This is a genomic window from Varibaculum sp. GTC20041 (assembly GCF_055387755.1).
Map to the genome: position 1 here is coordinate 1717112 of NZ_AP041144.1, position 17126 is coordinate 1734237.

Below are 17126 nucleotides of genomic sequence, written 5' to 3' on the forward strand. Positions count from 1 at the left end.
ATTTTTCCTTGGCAGCGCTGGTTTCTGCTGCGGTCGCGGAACATAGTAGCAGGCTGTTCTGATTTTCCAGGCAATTTGTAACCGGATTAAAACCACCCAAGTGAGAACTTTTCATGCGGAGAACACGCCGCAAGCTCTTAAACGCTACCACCGGCTTAGACTACATTCCTTTTGAATCTAACAAATCCAACCAAAACCGAAATCACGGGATACGCTATAGCAGCACAAAATAGGAGTGGATAGTTCAATGTGCCTGTCATCACAGGATCTTGTGTAATCAAGTATCCGTAAACATTGTTGGGCAGCCAAGAACTGATTGTCTTTGAAATGTCTAGCGGTATAAGACCAAATACAATAGGAGCTATCAGGCTTATCGCAATATATGATCCGATCGCGGAAGCAGCATGGCGAAAGATAAACGCCAATCCACCCGCAAACAACACACTAGTAGCCAAATTGAAACACGCGACTAGGATCTGCCTCCAAACTGTAGCATCAGCTAGAGTGATCGTGTATGGCGTGTCATGTGATACTAAGATGCCTTCGAGAGGAATAATCGCCATTAGAATTACAAAGAACGTTGATAGCGAAAACGCTAGTGGCCAAAAAAGTTTAGATGCGATAAACCTTGCAGGTCGACGACTTGCCCCGAAAGTAGTATAGATAAAACCAGAACCCCACTCGGCACAAATGTAGGCGATTATTGCAGCTCCAAAAAAGATTTGCGCAAAAGAAAAACCAAAAAGTGGAATCTCGTAAAGAAACGAGACGTCTTCAAGCGGTTCTCCTTTACTATAGGAGAGGGCTATGCTATAAGATACCGCTATTGCGATCGCGAACATGATAACAAGGCCCGTATAGATCAGCAATCGTGCCGAACGTGACCCCTTGAATACGATCATCTGCAATCGAAAGTCACTGAGAGTGCTACTACGATACTTAACATCAGCCATTACTTTCCACCTTCCGAAGAAAAGGACAAATAGACATCCTCGAGTGATCTATCCACTTCCTTAAGGCAAGTTATTGGAACACCAAGGTTTACCAATTTCGGTCCCAAGACAACAGGTGACACCTCTTTAACAAAAATGCCATTTGCAACGATTTCGACCGCATAGTCAAGACGCTTTAGAGCATCTACCAAGACCGATTGCTGTTGCGCGGTTACGTGCGTAGTTGTACCAGAGACAAGCTTTTCCTTAGTACCTGTCCAGACTGTTCGCCCATTCTTTATTATCACAAACACGTCTGAAATGATTTCAACTTCCGAAAGAGTATGCGATGATAACAGCACTCCCCCACCCTGGTTGCGATAATTGGACAAAAAGTCACGAAGCCAAAGAATGCCATCTGGATCAAGCCCGTTCATCGGCTCATCTAAGATTAGATAGCTAGGCTCCGCCAGTAGCGCCAGAGCAATATTAAGCCTTTGTTTCATACCCAGTGAAAACGATTTAACTCGTCGATGCTTTGCGTGGTCTAGTCCAACAGTCTCTATCAGCGACATAATCCTTTCGGATGGCACACCATATGCGGCTCCCAATGCGCTCATGGCATGCATCGCCGTTAGTTCGCCATTGACCCCCTGACGGTCAAGAAGTGTTGCAAGCTTTGACCATGGGTCAGCTAGCTTGCCTGCCTCGACACCATCAACCGTGCAGTCTCCACTATCTGCCTTTTCGAGCCCTGCAATGATGCGCAAAGTCGTAGACTTTCCAGAACCATTGGGACCAACGAACCCAACAATCTGTCCGGTTTCAACAGTGAGAGACACATCTTCAAGTGCACGGATGTCACCGTACTTCTTTTGAAGGGAAGATACCTTTATCATCACAGCCCATCCTTCGTTGACTCTTGATATGCGAAATACATTTTGCTGAATAGTCCCCCGCCTTCTAACAGCGATTCAAAAGATCCATTCTCCACAACTATTCCTTCATCCAATACTACGATTTCATCGAAGTCTCGAATTGTCTCGAGGCGGTGCGTAATTGTCACAAAGGCACAACCCAATCTACTTAACGACTCGTATAGACTTGCCTCAGTTCTCTGGTCCAGCCCCGAGGTAGCTTCGTCAAGAATAAGTAACCGAGGTTCTTTGAGTAGAGCGCGCGCTATACAAATGCGTTGCCTCTGTCCGCCTGAAATATTCTGACCACCGTTTATCAACATTGTCTGCAGACCTTGGGGGAATAGGTTCGGGTCGAGTCGAAACTGAGCGAGCTCGAGGCACCTCACCAGATCAGCATCTGTATGCTCATTTCCCCAGGATAAGTTGTCACGAAGCGTAGCATTTCGCAGACTAGAATCTTGAGGAACATAGGCTACGCAATCATAAAAGCTGGACTGCGATACATTTCGGAGCCGAACGCCATTGGCTTCAATCGAGCCAGATGTAGGCAGCAATAGACCACCGATAAGTTTGGCTAATGTTGACTTTCCGCAGCCAGTTTTACCAACGACCGCAATTCTTCTTTGCTCACCAATCTCGATACTGATGTCTGAAACCGAGTCTTTCGCAAATGCTCCATATCTGAATGAGACGCTTTCAAGACGAACGGGTAACTGAAACTGCGATGATGCATCAGGGGAAAACATTGGGGCATCCATATAATTCACCAGATCGTCAACGCGACGTAAGGCTGACGATGTTTCCCCGATTTCGGCGCCCATTTCAACGATCATAGTCACTTGCGCCAAAAAAACTGTTGCAAGCAGTTGCAACTGTACGGCCTGCCCCAAGGCGTCAGGCCCGAAGGAGCTAAAAAGGTTTGTAAGGAAAACGACAACAGGCAAAAAGGTTTGTATTGCGTTTACCAGTGAACTTATAGACCCCCTTAGAAACAGCTTCTTGCGCTCTAGTGACACAACTTTTGCGTTGTGTGCTGCCCATGATTCAAATATTTTCTCCTCGTGACCTCCTGCCTTGACCTCTTGGATCGAGCTAATGGAGTCAACCAGAACTGAGTTTGCTAAAGAGTCTTCCCTATTTTGCTCATCCGACAGCTTCCTAATTTGCCGCTGTGAGAAATTGAAAGCTCCAAGGTAAATCAAGGTAGCCGCTAATAAGAGAAGAAAGCTCCTAAAGTCCAGCACGCAAATGTATATGAGACACCCTATTCCTGCAACGCTACCGACAAATAGCTTGGGCAGAACTCCAGACACAAAGGACTCTAACTTCTTGATTAGAGAAACACGGTATAGCAGCTCACCCCGAGGACGAATATTGAAGTAACTTAAGGGTGCACGAAGTAAAGTGTAATATATGATCTCAGTTAAGCGTTTACTAATTGTCGTCGAAGCTACCGAACTAATAGCAGTATTCAACAGGTGAACTAATATGAAACCGAACGCAAGGCTGACGATTGCAGCTATTATTGATGCTTGATCCATACCTCCAAGCTGCTTTACCAGCCATCCGGTGATTTGAGGGACTGCTACGGTAACACCCGTAACGAGAATGACGCCAAGGAGTATAGGAAGAAGTAAGAATGCTTTCCCTGCCAAGAGTACTGCGAGGGACTTCCATGATGGATCATCTCTAACTTGACCTTCGCTAACTTTAGTATTCCCTCTTGCCGCTGTTACACAAAAGCTTCTGAAATTAGCCTCAATTTCCTTTTTGCTACACCAACGACGGCCGGATGATGGGTCGACGATGCGCCAACTATCGCCAAGTCGCTTCTCAAGTACGACATAATGCGCGGGTTCCCACGCAATGATCGCAGGCAAGGGGACACGGGACAGATTTGAATAAGAGCACTTTACAACTTTGGAGTTCAAACCAAAGTCACTAAGTATCTGGGTTAAAGCTCGAAGAGACAATCCGTCACGTCCTGGCGCATATGTCACACGCATTTTTCGAAGCGAAGCGGAGATCCCAAATGACTGAATTAGCATGTGAACACAAGCAAGCCCGCAGTCCGATTGCGCCACTTGGTACGATGGTCTCACTCTAACCATAGCGGACACCTCACAACTTCCTCAGACGACAACAGGTACTCTCCATATAGCGCTGTTCCAGCAATTCCAGCGAAGAGGCTGTGTGAAATCGAAGATCTTGATAGCGACCGTAGAAAACTAGGGAGAACGTTTTGGAGCCAGAAGAGGCCGGCCTCGCGACTTCTTGTAACCAAGGCATGGTCCCCTATCAACTCACCAACTTTCTGTAGAATCCAGAGATTGCCCACGTCCCCATGGCACAATGTGGGATTACCGCCGAAGGTTTCCTTCTTAACTACATCGGTGAGAAATTCAATCGTGGGAGCAAGCTCATAACATTTTCCCAACTCGCTCTCGTGGAATTGAGCTAAGGCTAAAAGGACACCTGGAGTACCAGAACACCAACCTCTACCGATGCCAGTTTGTTCAAAGCCGATTGGCCATAATCTCGATTCACTCTCACGGAAACTCAAGAACTGGCTAAACAATCTACTTACTGAGCTCTCGAGCCGATCCCTATTCGAAATGTGGTCGCAGAGCATAGCAGCGGAGGCTAAAGCACCGGCATGACCATGTGCATAGCCGGATAACCAACTACAACCACTCGAGGTCGATTCAGCCAAACTGTCTAGAGCATTTAAATAGTCATCTTCAATTTTGGTTGATTCGAATACACCTAAGGCCTTTGCCAAAACCGATAAACCGATAGTGCCTCCAGTGAAATCGAATCCGTCGTGCGAGGCACACGAAATCATTTTATTGGCTAGTGACTTTAGTCGCTCGAGTCCACCGTTATCCCCCGCGGCGGAATAATGACAATGCAATGACCACAACACAGAGTGCGCACCAGACAAGGCTCCCGTATTTAGCGTAGCCAACTGTGTGGTATTTAGAGATTCAAGCTTGGTGACTAGTCCATCAAAGTAGTCATGTGCCTCTTTTCTTCCTCGACAGGAAAGACCTGCAGGCCCCGAAAACACAAGCGGTAAAGCCAAGCCGGAGGATCCGGCATATAGATCCATGGAGACTTCGTCGACGTACCAGTACTGATGAGCCTGGTTGCTAAGTCTAGCGCCAATCCAAGTAGCCGGGGCACTTCCTGAACCGTAAACATACCCATTCAACAAAGATGTAAGTGCCTCATTTAGTGACACTTCGATATTATGTGAAACGTTAGAAAGGCTGTCGGAATATTTAAACTGTGTGGCATTGGATGATTCATCATAATAACTCGCGAATGATATCTCGATTAGCCAGCAGTCCAGCTCAATGGTTTTGGAATCCATCTTTTGCACACGACCTATTGCATTTTCGATGGGCGACTCGATAAAGTAGTTCTTTTTGACTGTTTGAACAGACCCTTCGAGGTCACTCGATGTTGCTGAGACCACATATCGAGGAATATCTCCAGAAATGAGGCTTGCAAGCTCGTTACGCAATAGTAGCCGGTCGCTGTCGAAACGCCCAATAGCAAAGCGTAGCAGGGCTCCAACATAAAGACTAGGACTACTTAGACACTGATGATTTGTTGCCAGCTGAATAGCATTAACGTATTTTATGGTGTCCTGCACCACTACACGAAAACACGACTTAGAAAAGCACTCTCGTAACAAGTTAGAGATCGATGCCTTTTTGTCAACGACAGCTTTAGTAAGTTCTCTGTAGCGTTCTGTTAAACTTCTGACGTAGTCGGATGAAAAACGGAAACTGGACGCGTTATCAGACATATGCTTGGCTACATCCTCATACACCAAGTGCATCTTATTTGTAAAAGGATTCTTTAATACTAGCTGGCGCTCAGTAATAAGGTTCTTATCGCGTCTACCAAGTACGCCAACATCTACAAAAGTTTCTCCGCGCTTTTTGGGGATAACTAGCGGTGACGGGAAAAAGCCTGTTGAGGTGACAGTCTCGGATAGTGCAGCGTGTATTGGTATACCCTCACTGTCACGACGACAGAGACCCGAGGTAAGGGCGGTCTCAGCGTCTACCAGGATTGGGATACCATCGGCGCTAAAGCGCACGTTCTCGTAATGAACATCGGTAAAACTTAGAAGCTTCAGGAGTAGGGCAAACTCGGCTGCTGCCCTTGGATTATCAAAGCGGCTTTCTTCGACGTGTGGGACATGCTCTGCCCAGCCGTATGAGCCCCGAGTGATTACCTTTCCGACGAACGGGCAGCTAAATCCAAACATTCGGCCCAACTGCTCGGCAAACCTCGAGCAAGACTCCTCTACATCTAGAGGTCGCGGTTTGTGAAAAATCTGTTGTCCATCATCCAAGGTCACAACTGCAACGCTTTTGCCATCATGCGTATCACCCAGTTCAAAGGTGATGTTTGATACTTGTAAGTCCTCTGTCAGTCCGAACCTTGACAGTCTAGACCAGTCTTCCTTCAAATGGTCTAGTATCTCTGACAGGTACCTTAAACTGCGTTCACACTTACGGTTTGCCAGGTACCACGCAATTGGATAGCGTTCCTTAAATTGTGCCAAGCTTCGGAAAAGTGCTTGAGAGGACTCTTCATAAGTCAGTTCTGGTCCGTTGCTACTTATTTCCTTTTCAACGAAATCGAGTTGACATCTCAGAAGAAGGCGTTGAAGTGCTGAACAATTTGCAGATACGAATGATTTAATTACAGCGTCGCAGTCGATTCTGTGAGGAAAAGCATCAATCACGTCCCTGATGGATGATATTTGCAAGTCGGATAGTGCCCATGTTGAATCAAGGAAGGGGATAGGTTCGCGTTCGAAGAATCGGTAGAGTTCTGCAAGATTGTCAGCGAGTACCTCTTCATCAGTCTCACTGTTCTTTTGTGTGAATTTGTCGATCTCTCCTTGGAGCGAGGCCACACCGTGCTCGTAGGCAGCACTAGTCAATAGTTCTTGGAACAGATCATCTGTGATCTCTGGGAAAAATTTCCTAATGCTACCCACAAGCACGGCGTGAATCTCTCTCTAGCGATCCAAGTACACTTCAAGTGGAGGGACTAACGCAGTATCTCCACCCTCACGCTGTGTAACTTAGCCACAGAGGAAACCCCAGCACTCCCACGACATGGTGCAAACGCGACCAATCGTGCGAGTACCCGGTACGGTCCAGGCACCGCCCGTGAAGGAGTTTTGGTTTTCACTGAGCTCCTGTTCACTCAGTTCTTCAAAGAAATTAATGCCGGACATATGAGACCTCCGAGTTCTAGTAGGTACCCACAGCTTGTGCTGTGGTGGGTCTAGGGTACCAGGTACGCCAAAAACGCGCAAGTGGATTTTGAACACTTACGCGTTGGCTTGCCTCGAGGTCTCATTTTGAGGCACTCGAAGAGCTTAGCTAGGTTTAGGTTCGCATGCAAGTCTGGAGGCTCCCTTGTTGCACATCTCACGTGCAACAAGGGTCACTTCCGGATTCTTATGGAGCCAAAGTTGCGTTATGCTTGATTGCGTGTTAGCGTTTATGCGAACACGCTTAGGAGGTGAACGATGCAGCAAGATACATTCGGATTTGGACAATTTGTGCAGGAGCGACGTAAGAAGCTCGGGATCACTCTTCGGGGGTTCGCTGAGAATCTTGACGTGGCACCGGCATACATGAGTGATATTGAAAAAGGGCGCCGTTACGCTCCCGATGGGAAACTTGAAGATATCGCCGATCTTCTACGCTTGACTCAGAGCGAGCGTGAGGAGATGTTTGATCTAGCCGCTCGCACGCGATCTGACCAGGTGTCGTCGGATCTGTCTGGTTACATTATGGATACTGATATGGCTCGTGTAGCCCTACGTCGCGCACGCGACGCTCAGCTTGACGATGATGGCTGGAAGAAGATTCTTGATGTCATCAACCAATCCAGGAAGGCTGGTGACTAGATGGCGCACAAGGTCTACAAGAATATCGAGTTGGACGTAATTGTCGAGCGACTCTTGGAAGAGATGGGCGAAGTTGATGTGCTATCAGGGCTCGCTGCTTTGGATATTGAGCACTTTGCGGAGTTTAGGTTGAATGCTGATATTGAATACCGGTGTTTATCCGAAGACGGCAAGACTCTAGGCATGACGGTGTTATCAAATGGGCCGGTCGAAGTGTGGGATAAAGAAAACAAGCGTCCGCTAGTGGTCGCCGCCACCGCTAATACGATTATGTTAGATCTTGAAAGTGAACACTGTATTAACGAGGGTAAAGCTCGATTTACGCTCGCACATGAGTGTGGACATTTGTTTTTACATCGACCCCTCGAGCCTGACAGCTGCCCGGATTCCCGTACCTTGGTCGCTAAGTGTGGCGTGGACTTCTATACTCGCCCTACCAATTCTCGACGAGATGAGCAATTTCGAGAACGGCAAGCAGACCGCTTAGCTGCGGCCTTGCTCATGCCTGTGAGTGGTGTGCGTGCAGTGGTAAATAAGTACGAACGGGAATGCGCAGAAGATCCTTTCGCGTCAGCGATTCCCATCCAGAGCCATATAGCCGATGTTTTCAATGTCTCACAGGAAGCTGCGAGAATCCGCCTGGAGTGCCTCAACCTGATTTAGAGGTGTTCCAACATGTCGCCGATGGCGGGCTAATACCCAAAATATGTGTCTTTTGCCGGGCGTGTCGGGGTGGTTTAGTGTCCTGCCCAGCCTTTGCGGCCTAAAAATCAGGAGGAAAACTGTCAACCAAACCCTCAGCAGACCCGTCCAAAAAACAATCCGCACCCCCATTTTTAGGTATTAACCCGGTATTAGCCAGATTTCCAAGGGCGTGTAATTGAAAAGCGCCTGCGAAGTATCTGCTTCTCTCGTACGCCTGCTGCTTCACGGAGCTGTACTTTGTTCATGTTCTTGTCTAAAAGGATTTTCCGGAGTTTGTTGTATTGGATCTTCACGGGCGGTCCTTTCGGCTCCACTTTTCGCCGAACAGGGCGTGCTCGTTGTTGTCAAGCTTAAGTACCATGGTGCGCTGAATGATGGCTTTGGCCTCGTCAGTGCAGTCACTAACTTTGTCAACGGCTATGAAGATTTGCTTTTCTACCTGGTCGTTGTATACGCGGATGAGGTTGCTGAGGTCGGTGCGTGACATGGAGTCGAACATGATCGAGTCGTGCGCGATGGCCGGAAGCGCCGTGTTCTGCGCTATCGCCAGGTCGTAAATGATGACTCCACGATGGTTAGTGCCAGTGCCTTTATCTCTCGGGGTTTCAAAGTCGTAGCTGTTGAACGCGTTAAGCGAGAGCCTTGGAGCGTTGTATTCGCCGCCGGTTACTTCTTCATTGATGGCTTCCATCTGGCTGTCGATTGCAGTTTCAATATACGAGAGCACCGCATCGAGCTGTTGTTGGTAGCGGGTGTTCGCTTCTTGCTTTTCTTTTTGGAGCCGATCGCGAGTATCAAAAGCATCGTTTTCGTCTTGCAGCTTGTTGATACGGCGGTCTAAGGATGTGTAGGCATCCAAGAATTCGTCTGTGAAAGCTTTTGAAGCTGGTATGGAATCTATGCTAGATAGTAGCTCGGTGGCCTGCCCCTCGAGCGTAGCGAGTTGCCTGGTAACGTGGGTGTGAGCGGCTTCAAGTTCTTCACCTAGGATTGCTTGTATTTTCGTATGGAACTTTTCGATTTCCATGAGCTTTGCAAGGTTGGCATACGGGAAGAATTCTTGCAGACTTTTGAGGTCAGCTTCGGTTGGGTATGCGCCTTGGTGGAGATTCAGGTCAAGCAGGTGTAGCTCGTCTTGCTTGCTTGTAATCTCGCGGTGCAGATCATTGAGCTGGCGCTTGAGCTCGTTACGTTCGTTCGCTTTCTCGATTTCTGCCGGTTCTACATCAGTCTCATCGGATTGGGCGAGTTTGCGCCGGTCTTCCTCTAGGGCAGCGATTTCTACTACGTTCTGCTTGTATTTGGTCATCCCATCGACAGCTGAGGGTATGAATTCATAGCGGCGTGCCATTTTGAATGCTGAGATTTTGTTTTCGGCTTGTTGCAGTTGTTCTTTGAAGTCCTTGATTTCGTCGTAGTACCCGAATAGCGCGATTAGGACGGTAATTGCGTCCTTTTGGGATTCGTCTCCTCCTCGGGTTTGGAGAGGTTTGAGTTCGTTGTGGTTGTTCTTGCCGTAGATTCGGAAGAAGCGGCTGAGCGTATTCCTGTATTTCAGTCCTGACAGGTCCATGTGGTATTTCGCTGCAAGCCACGCGTTGAACTCTTCAATTTTCATTGTGCCGATGAAGGTTTGGTTTTCATCGACTTGTGCGACAAGTTTTGGGTCGGTGGGAGTTCTCGCGAAGTGGTACTGCCCGTCAGCGAATTCGAATGTGAAGTATATCGTGTGGTCGTCCAGTTCTTTGACAGCATCACTACCAACATACGTGTTGCCGCCGAATGCGAAGTCGATGATGAGCATCATGGTTGATTTGCCGATAGAGCCTGCTTCGCCTTTGATCGCGCCGAGGATGGTGTTCAGGCCTTTAGTGAAGTTGATAGGTGGGCGTAGTTGTCCGTCTTCACGGAATAATCGGCAGCTGATTTGTTTTAGCATCGGTGTAGTTTCCCTTCTTCGCTGAGCGCAATCCGGCCAAGCGCATACAGGCAATCTAGGGCTTCAATGAGCCTAGTTGGATCAGTATTGGTGCTGGCAAGAGCTAGGGCGATTTCGTTGGGTGTTTTTGGTGTATCGAGGTGGCGCAGGATTTCTGGTAGCAGTGGTAGCACGCTGTCTTGGTAGGCGAAGAGTTTACTTGGTAGCAGCATCGAACACCTCGCAGGATTGAACGAAATAGGAGATCACGTAGGCGCAGTATCTTTGGTCTTGTTTCGTGATTTGGCTCAGGCGTTTTGATAGTTCGCCGTGAATGATGAGCTTGTCGAACTTCTTGTCCGCGAGCTTTCGATAGGAGGCTTTTATTTGAGCGCGCAGGAGTTCTTCATCGAAAGTTTTAATACGGGCCTGTTCTTTTAGTTGGTTTTGGATGAATCTGAAGAATCTTGTCACGTGCTGCATGACCTCGTCGAAGAGGAAAAAGTCGGAGGCCTCGTCTATTTTGCTTTTAACCGCTACGGGATCGAAGTTAAGTGGTTCGAAGTCTTTCGGATTCGCGCGTGCCAGGTTTTCTACTACCCTCGTGATGCCACGCTCAATCTGGACAGCGCTGAGGGTTTGCCTAGCTCTGGCGCTTCGTTCTTGAATTTCTTTAATCTTTTTCAGTTCTTTTTCCTCGGCCTTTTTATGGCCGAGAACATACTGATTGAAGCACTTGGAGCACAAAGCCACGAGGTTTCCGTATTCGGCTTTATCTCCGGCGATACGTGCGGCTTCATATACGGCCTGCGATTGCCCACTAGGAGCAACATTTTGTAGAGATTCTCCGCAACCGGGTTTTGAGCACACGTATTTACAGTCTTCGAGGAGACGCGACCCGTGTTTATTAATAGCTGCCATCGAGCCTGTTTTGGCTCGCTGCAGCTTACGACCAGCTTCAAGAGACGGATCGACAGTTAAACGCAGCGATTCCTGAATCAGATCGAAGAATACGTCTCCAACGTTATCGACGCTGACTTCCTTGTCGATAAATGGGGCGATGGATTTGGCTAGAGCCGCTTTTACCTCATCTGCGGCCTCAGTTGGGACGCCCTCAATATAATCAAGCGAATCAACGAACTCCCTGCGGGTTGGATTGTTCAGCATTTCCCGCGCTAACTTCTTCGATGCTCCGCGTTTGTAGTACTGCTCTAGGGTTGTATCCGCCCGGGCAGCGTCTGGGGTTTTGTCTCGTGAGGTGTACCAGAGTTCTTCGGGCACAGAACAAAGTCGACTAATCATACTCCGCATATAAGGAGCAACGTTCATTCCCTCGCTCAGGTGCGGGTAAGCGGCTTTCATCAGCTCTGTGAATAGGCTCATCGCTCACCTCACTCCGAAATTTTTGTCCTGCCTGTCCTGCACTGTCCTAAACCATACCGATCGGCGAATGTCTGTTTTCTATCGTAGAAGCCAAGCGAATCGAAGCCTAAGTTGTGCGAGAGATTTCCAGAGTTAATTCTATCGAAATTTGCTCTAAAAATAGCTCAGCTCGCTTGGTGCGCAAAGCTGGTGGCAGGTTCGCCCAGCTAGATCGCTGATGGTTGCAAACATCGGCGTGTGGCTCCACTGATGCCGGTGCAAGCTACACAGGCAGATTCCTCTGTAAAACCGAGGGAGCCAATTGAGTGAGCTGACGCTGGCGGGCAATCCGATTATGGGTTGCCCGCCGCTTCTTTATCAGCGCTCAAGACGACTTCGGTTTACAGACACAAGTGAATAACGGCAGCTCGCTCATGCGGCTCTTTCTGACAAAGAAAGGGCGCTGCCATGAGCACGACCGACAACAATCAAAATCACGTCACTTTCAGCTTCGATTACGTCACTGACGAGCACATCGAAGTCCAACTCCCATCCGATAGCCCGATTACGCAGGCGCTGCTTGAGCATGATGCGCGGTGGAAGAAAACAAACCGGGCAGACACCCGCCGAGATCGGCACTCCTCCCCATCCGAGTTTCCCAAGGAGGGTATGCATTTCGCTGCCGATATTGATATCGAACGCGACTTTCTGAACAAGCAGGAGGTTGCTACTGCATTCGCTGGCCTGTCTGAGCGTCAACGCTTCCTAATCGAAGCAGTCGTCTTAGATGGATACTCCTTTGCCGAAATAGCGCGAGCTGAACACAAGGACGAGTCAGCTATTCGTCATGCCTATAACCGTGCGATTAAGCGGGCACGAAAAATTCTCGAGGCCGACCGTCCGGAATCGAGCTTTGGCGTGGCTTATAGAGCAAGGCAACAAAAGCAAGTCAAGTGAAGGAGTAATTGCGATGCGAAATAAGCGGAACGAAAGCCGGTTGAGCCGCCTGATGCGGCGAATCACTGGACGCACCGAACGCACCCCTATCGGTAAGTATTCGATGCGTCGCCCCGTGTCAGGAACGGTCAGCCTCGTGGATGACGATGACGATTTGATGGCTCTAGCGCGCGCCCTCTACCCCGAGCGCTACAACACCACCAAAGGTGGTGAGCAGAAATGAACATCCCCACTGCAAACGCCATCATTGGGCTGATTAATTCGATTGCTGAGGATGTGACTCGCCTCGGCGCGATTGTCGAACAGGCCGCGTGGGACGGGATCGAAGATCACGCCGGAATGCCAGGGCAACGCCCAATCACGGCGGCGCGCCTCGAAAGCCCCTATGTGGATGAGGACATTCTGGAGACAGAACTCGTCGAAGATGAACCCGTCGAGGAACAAACCCCCGCCGAGCCTGAGCAGGTGCCGGAGTTGCTGCCAATTGAGCAGGTACGTGCCGCACTGGCGGATTATGCACGCTCTGGATTGAGCGAATTCATTAAAGCTCAGATTCGAGAGCATGGACACACCAAGCTTTCCCAGTTGACGGTGAAGCAAGCTAATGCGGTGCTCGCCGCCGCCGAAGCTGAGGCTGGTGGTGCCTGATGCCACCGCAAGCACACGCACTCTTGAGCGCCTCGTCGGCGCATCGATGGTTGCACTGCCCACCCTCCGCGAAACTCACGGCTGGGGTGACAGAGGCTCCAAGTGAGGCTGCACTTCAGGGCACGGCGGCTCACGCGTTGGCGGAGCATAAGCTGCGCCGGGCATTGAAGCAGCAATCTAAACGCCCCGTCTCCGAATTCGAAGATGACGAGATGGATGCCTACACCGACGATTACGTCTCCTATGTGCTCGAACAATACGAGCAAGCTAAACAGGGTACCCCTGACACCGCAATCTACATCGAGCAACACTTGGATTTCTCCCACGTTGTGCCTGGTGGCTTCGGCACCGGCGACTGCTTGGTCGTCGCAGACGGCACCTTGCACGTGATCGATTTGAAATATGGCTTGGGCGTGCTGGTAGAGGCTGAGTGGAACCCGCAAATGATGCTCTACGCGATCGGTGCACTTGTCTTGTTCGACGCTCTTTATGACATTGAGCAGGTGGCATTAACGGTTTTTCAGCCACGGCGCGAAAACGTCTCCACCTGGACGATTAGCGTCACTGAACTGAATGAGTGGGCTGAGCAGACGCTCAAGCCTGCAGCCGAGCTAGCAGCTAACGGTGAGGGCGAGTTTTGTGCTGGTTATTGGTGTCAGTTCTGCAAAATCGCCTCCACCTGTAGAGCCAGGGCTGAAGCGAACCTTGAGCTGGCTAAATTCGAGTTCGCCCCGCCAGCCGAACTCAGCCCAGCCGAGGTGGCCAAGGTGTTGACGCAAATACCAGAACTAACGCGGTGGGCGTCAGACGTGCAGGACTATGCACTCAATCAAGCCCTAAGCGGTGAGCTCTACGAGGGGTTCAAGTTGGTTGCTGGCCGCTCGATCCGCAAATACACAGATGAGACTGCGGTGGCTGAGGCTGCTAAAGCTGCAGGCTACAAGGACATCTACAAGCAGTCCTTGCTCACTATTACCGCGATGGAAAAGCTCATGGGAAAGAAGAACTTCTCCGAAATCCTCGGGAATCTAGTGGTCAAGCCTGAGGGTAAACCCACCCTGGTTCCCGTCACTGACAAACGCCCAGAACTGCAGGTCAGTACTGCGGCTGACGATTTCACAAACATCGACAATCAACAGAAAGAAGGCAAATAATCATGTCGACCCGAGTGAACCCGAAAACCAAGAAAAACAACCCGACCAAGGTCATAACCGGCGAAATACGCTTGAGTTACGCGAACGTTTGGGAAGCAAAATCTATTAACGGCGGCAAACCGAAATTCTCGGTATCACTTCTTATTCCTAAGGATGATGCTGCAACTATCGATGCAATTAATACTGCTATCGAGGCCGCGATTCAAGAAGGCATTGGGAAATTCGGAGGGAAGATCCCGCCACGCGCATCACTGAAGCTTCCGCTACGTGATGGAGATACTGAGCGTGACGATGAGGCTTATGCCGGACATTTCTTCGTAAACGCCAATAGTATTAATGCTCCGCAGATCGTGGATCAGGACGTAAATCCAATCCTCGACCGCTCCGAAGTCTATTCAGGCTGCTACGGGCGAGTTTCCATCAATTTCTACGCTTTCAACACCAACGGGAACCGTGGCGTGGCCTGCGGGCTTGGCAATATTCAAAAGACCCGTGATGGTGAGCCACTCGGTGGCCACGTGAGCGCATCCTCCGAGTTCGATACCTGGGATGCAGACGAGGACTTCCTCGCCTAAAGCAAACCAATCCACTCAAGGGGCGGAGCCAAGCCGCTTGGCTCCGCCCCACCCACTCGTTAAGGAACACTATGCGCACGCTCAGTATCGACATCGAAACTTACTCGCCAATCAACCTCGCCAAAGCCGGAGTCTACAAATACTGTAACCACCCTGACTTCGAGATTCTCTTGTTCTCCTACGCGATCGACGGCTGCGCGGTGCGCACGGTGGATCTAGCATCCGGAGAGCAACTTCCAGCAGAGATTCTCCGAGCACTTGATGACCCTGTCGTGGTTAAGTGGGCTTACAACGCTGCTTTTGAGCGCGCCTGCCTCAGCGCATATCTGGGCAGGCGGCTTGATCCTGCTGGGTGGCGATGCTCCATGGTGTGGGCAGCGACTCTCGGTCTACCGCTCTCCCTGAAAGACGTCGGCGCGGTACTGAATCTCGATGCCCAGAAAATGGAGGCGGGCAAGAGCCTCATCAAGTATTTCTGCGTCCCCGACAAACACGGCCATCAGCGTCTGCCGGGTAGTGACCCGGATGGCTGGAGGCTGTTTAAGATCTACAATGCTCGCGACGTCCAGGTAGAAACAGCAATCCGCCACAAGCTCGCTCATTTCCCAGTACCTGATTACCTCTGGGGCCAGTATGAGGTCGATCAACGGATCAATGACCGTGGTATCCGTATCGACACCACATTGGCCACAAACGCTATAACGATTGACGAATCCCATCGGGCGCAAGCACTCGCCCGTGCGCAAGAACTCACTGGCTTGGATAATCCTGCCTCACCGTTACAGCTCCAAGAATGGCTAAACCAGCATGGCTGCACGATAGAGTCTATGGCGAAAGAATCAGTCGATGAAGCCCTAGCATCTGCGAGTGGTGAGGTGAAAGAAGCTCTCGAACTGCGCCAAGAGTTATCACGCTCATCAGTAGCAAAGTACCGGAAGATGATGGATGCCACCTGCACCGACCAAAGGACGCACGGACTCCTGCAGTTTTATGGGGCTAACCGTACAGGGCGGTGGGCTGGACGTCTCGTGCAAGTGCAAAACCTGCCGAGGAATTATCTGCCGGATCTCGCTCAGGCACGTAGTTTGGTGCGTGCTGGTAACGGTGATGCGCTCGATATGCTTTATCCTTCCGTGCCTGATACTCTCAGTCAGCTGATTCGCACCGCATTCATCCCCTCGGAAGCTCACCGGTTCATCGTCGCCGACTATTCGGCGATTGAGGCACGCGTGCTGACGTGGCTTGCTGGTGAGAAAACCACCCTGGTCGCGTTCAAGAACGGTGAAGATCTCTACTGTGCTACAGCGAGTGCCATGTTCGGTGTGCCTGTGGAAAAGCACGGAGCCAATAGTGAGCTTCGGCAGAAAGGAAAAATCGCTGTCCTTGCTTGTGGCTACAACGGCTCCGTGGGCGCACTCAAAGCCATGGGTGCATTGAATATGGGGCTCAGCGAGGGCGAGCTGCAGCCGATTGTGGACGCTTGGCGGCAAGCCAACCCTAATATTGTGCAGCTGTGGCACGAGGTTGATAATGCCGCTACCAGAGCAATCAGCACGGGTAGACCTGTGACCCTACGGAACCTCGTCTTCGAGAAGAAATCTGGAATGCTCTTCATCACCTTGCCAAGCGGTCGGTGCTTGGCATATGTGAAGCCAGGTATTGGTGTGAACAGGTTCGGCGGCACCTCGATTACTTATTGGGGTCAAGGCGTGAGCCGCAAGTGGCAGAAGCTCGAAGCCTACGGCGGCAAGCTAGTGGAAAACATCGTTCAAGCCATCGCCAGAGACCTCCTCGCAGAAGCCATCACCCGTATCGAGAGTGCCGGGCACCGGATTGTGATGCATATTCACGATGAGGTCGTCATCGACGAACCCATCAATTCTGACATCACCGTTGCTGACATATGCGCCCTCATGAACGAGCTACCCGAATGGGCTGAGGGTTTACCGATTGATGCAGCCGGGTACGAATGCGACTTCTATCAGAAGGATTGAGTGCACGGCTC

At 50.2% G+C, this 17126-nt stretch carries 16 protein-coding genes; 8 read left to right on the forward strand and 8 right to left on the reverse strand.

What is annotated here, in order from left to right; genetic code table 11:
- Positions 1 to 155: 155 nt before the first annotated feature.
- The 5 genes from ACZ5BI_RS07375 to ACZ5BI_RS07395 form a co-directional block, all read right to left on the reverse strand.
- The gene (locus tag ACZ5BI_RS07375; RefSeq protein ID WP_285023532.1) at positions 156 to 953 is read right to left on the reverse strand and encodes a hypothetical protein; all 798 of its coding nucleotides are present in this window, start codon (positions 951 to 953) and stop codon (positions 156 to 158) included.
- Entirely contained in the window at positions 953 to 1831 is an 879-nt protein-coding gene (locus ACZ5BI_RS07380) for an ABC transporter ATP-binding protein (protein ID WP_464896791.1), read from the reverse strand. The genes ACZ5BI_RS07375 and ACZ5BI_RS07380 overlap by 1 nt, the downstream gene beginning before the upstream one ends.
- Positions 1831 to 3963 (reverse strand): peptidase domain-containing ABC transporter, encoded by a 2133-nt coding sequence (locus ACZ5BI_RS07385; RefSeq protein WP_464896792.1) that lies wholly within the window; start codon positions 3961 to 3963, stop codon positions 1831 to 1833. Before ACZ5BI_RS07385 ends, ACZ5BI_RS07380 begins: the two co-directional genes overlap by 1 nt.
- Complete coding sequence (gene lanM / locus ACZ5BI_RS07390; RefSeq protein ID WP_464896033.1) at positions 3951 to 6878, reverse strand: type 2 lanthipeptide synthetase LanM; 2928 nt, start codon at positions 6876 to 6878, stop codon at positions 3951 to 3953. Before lanM ends, ACZ5BI_RS07385 begins: the two co-directional genes overlap by 13 nt.
- Before the next feature lie 87 nt (positions 6879 to 6965).
- Positions 6966 to 7121: a hypothetical protein gene (locus ACZ5BI_RS07395; protein WP_464896034.1), complete on the reverse strand. Its 156-nt coding sequence runs from the start codon at positions 7119 to 7121 to the stop codon at positions 6966 to 6968.
- Positions 7122 to 7418: 297 nt separating this feature from the next.
- On the opposite strand from ACZ5BI_RS07395, the gene ACZ5BI_RS07400 reads away from it, so the two are divergent.
- Positions 7419 to 7802: a helix-turn-helix domain-containing protein gene (locus ACZ5BI_RS07400; RefSeq protein WP_464896035.1), complete on the forward strand. Its 384-nt coding sequence runs from the start codon at positions 7419 to 7421 to the stop codon at positions 7800 to 7802.
- Positions 7803 to 8465: an ImmA/IrrE family metallo-endopeptidase gene (locus ACZ5BI_RS07405; RefSeq protein ID WP_464896036.1), complete on the forward strand. Its 663-nt coding sequence runs from the start codon at positions 7803 to 7805 to the stop codon at positions 8463 to 8465.
- 331 nt (positions 8466 to 8796) lie between these two features.
- Here the strand turns inward: ACZ5BI_RS07405 and ACZ5BI_RS07410 are convergent, their stop codons facing one another.
- Genes ACZ5BI_RS07410 through ACZ5BI_RS07420 form a run of 3 tightly spaced genes read right to left on the reverse strand, consistent with a single transcriptional unit; the run spans position 8797 to position 11808 of the window.
- Positions 8797 to 10446 carry a DUF2326 domain-containing protein gene (locus tag ACZ5BI_RS07410; protein WP_464896037.1) on the reverse strand — a complete coding sequence of 550 codons (1650 nt, stop codon included), beginning with the start codon at positions 10444 to 10446 and terminating at the stop codon, positions 8797 to 8799.
- Complete coding sequence (locus ACZ5BI_RS07415) at positions 10440 to 10658, reverse strand: ABC-three component system middle component 7 (protein WP_464896038.1); 219 nt, start codon at positions 10656 to 10658, stop codon at positions 10440 to 10442. Before ACZ5BI_RS07415 ends, ACZ5BI_RS07410 begins: the two co-directional genes overlap by 7 nt.
- Positions 10642 to 11808, reverse strand: a complete 1167-nt coding sequence (locus ACZ5BI_RS07420) for an ABC-three component system protein (RefSeq protein ID WP_464896039.1) — start codon at positions 11806 to 11808, stop codon at positions 10642 to 10644. Before ACZ5BI_RS07420 ends, ACZ5BI_RS07415 begins: the two co-directional genes overlap by 17 nt.
- Before the next feature lie 447 nt (positions 11809 to 12255).
- Here ACZ5BI_RS07420 and ACZ5BI_RS07425 point away from each other — a divergent pair, with 447 nt between their 5' ends.
- The 6 genes from ACZ5BI_RS07425 to ACZ5BI_RS07450 all read left to right on the forward strand — a co-directional run bounded on the left by ACZ5BI_RS07425 (position 12256) and on the right by ACZ5BI_RS07450 (position 17115).
- A complete protein-coding gene (locus ACZ5BI_RS07425; RefSeq protein WP_464896040.1) occupies positions 12256 to 12744 on the forward strand; it encodes an RNA polymerase sigma factor in 489 nt (162 codons plus the stop codon).
- A 13-nt stretch (positions 12745 to 12757) separates the two neighbouring features.
- The gene (locus ACZ5BI_RS07430; RefSeq protein WP_464896041.1) at positions 12758 to 12967 is read left to right on the forward strand and encodes a hypothetical protein; all 210 of its coding nucleotides are present in this window, start codon (positions 12758 to 12760) and stop codon (positions 12965 to 12967) included.
- Entirely contained in the window at positions 12964 to 13392 is a 429-nt protein-coding gene (locus ACZ5BI_RS07435) for a hypothetical protein (protein ID WP_464896042.1), read from the forward strand. Before ACZ5BI_RS07430 ends, ACZ5BI_RS07435 begins: the two co-directional genes overlap by 4 nt.
- On the forward strand, positions 13392 to 14546 hold the full coding sequence (locus tag ACZ5BI_RS07440; RefSeq protein WP_464896043.1) for a DUF2800 domain-containing protein: 1155 nt from the start codon (positions 13392 to 13394) through the stop codon (positions 14544 to 14546). The genes ACZ5BI_RS07435 and ACZ5BI_RS07440 overlap by 1 nt, the downstream gene beginning before the upstream one ends.
- A gap of 2 nt (positions 14547 to 14548) precedes the next feature.
- The gene (locus ACZ5BI_RS07445; RefSeq protein WP_284906330.1) at positions 14549 to 15121 is read left to right on the forward strand and encodes a DUF2815 family protein; all 573 of its coding nucleotides are present in this window, start codon (positions 14549 to 14551) and stop codon (positions 15119 to 15121) included.
- Between the two features lie 71 nt (positions 15122 to 15192).
- Positions 15193 to 17115 carry a DNA polymerase gene (locus ACZ5BI_RS07450; RefSeq protein ID WP_464896044.1) on the forward strand — a complete coding sequence of 641 codons (1923 nt, stop codon included), beginning with the start codon at positions 15193 to 15195 and terminating at the stop codon, positions 17113 to 17115.
- The last annotated feature ends 11 nt before the right edge of the window (positions 17116 to 17126 follow it).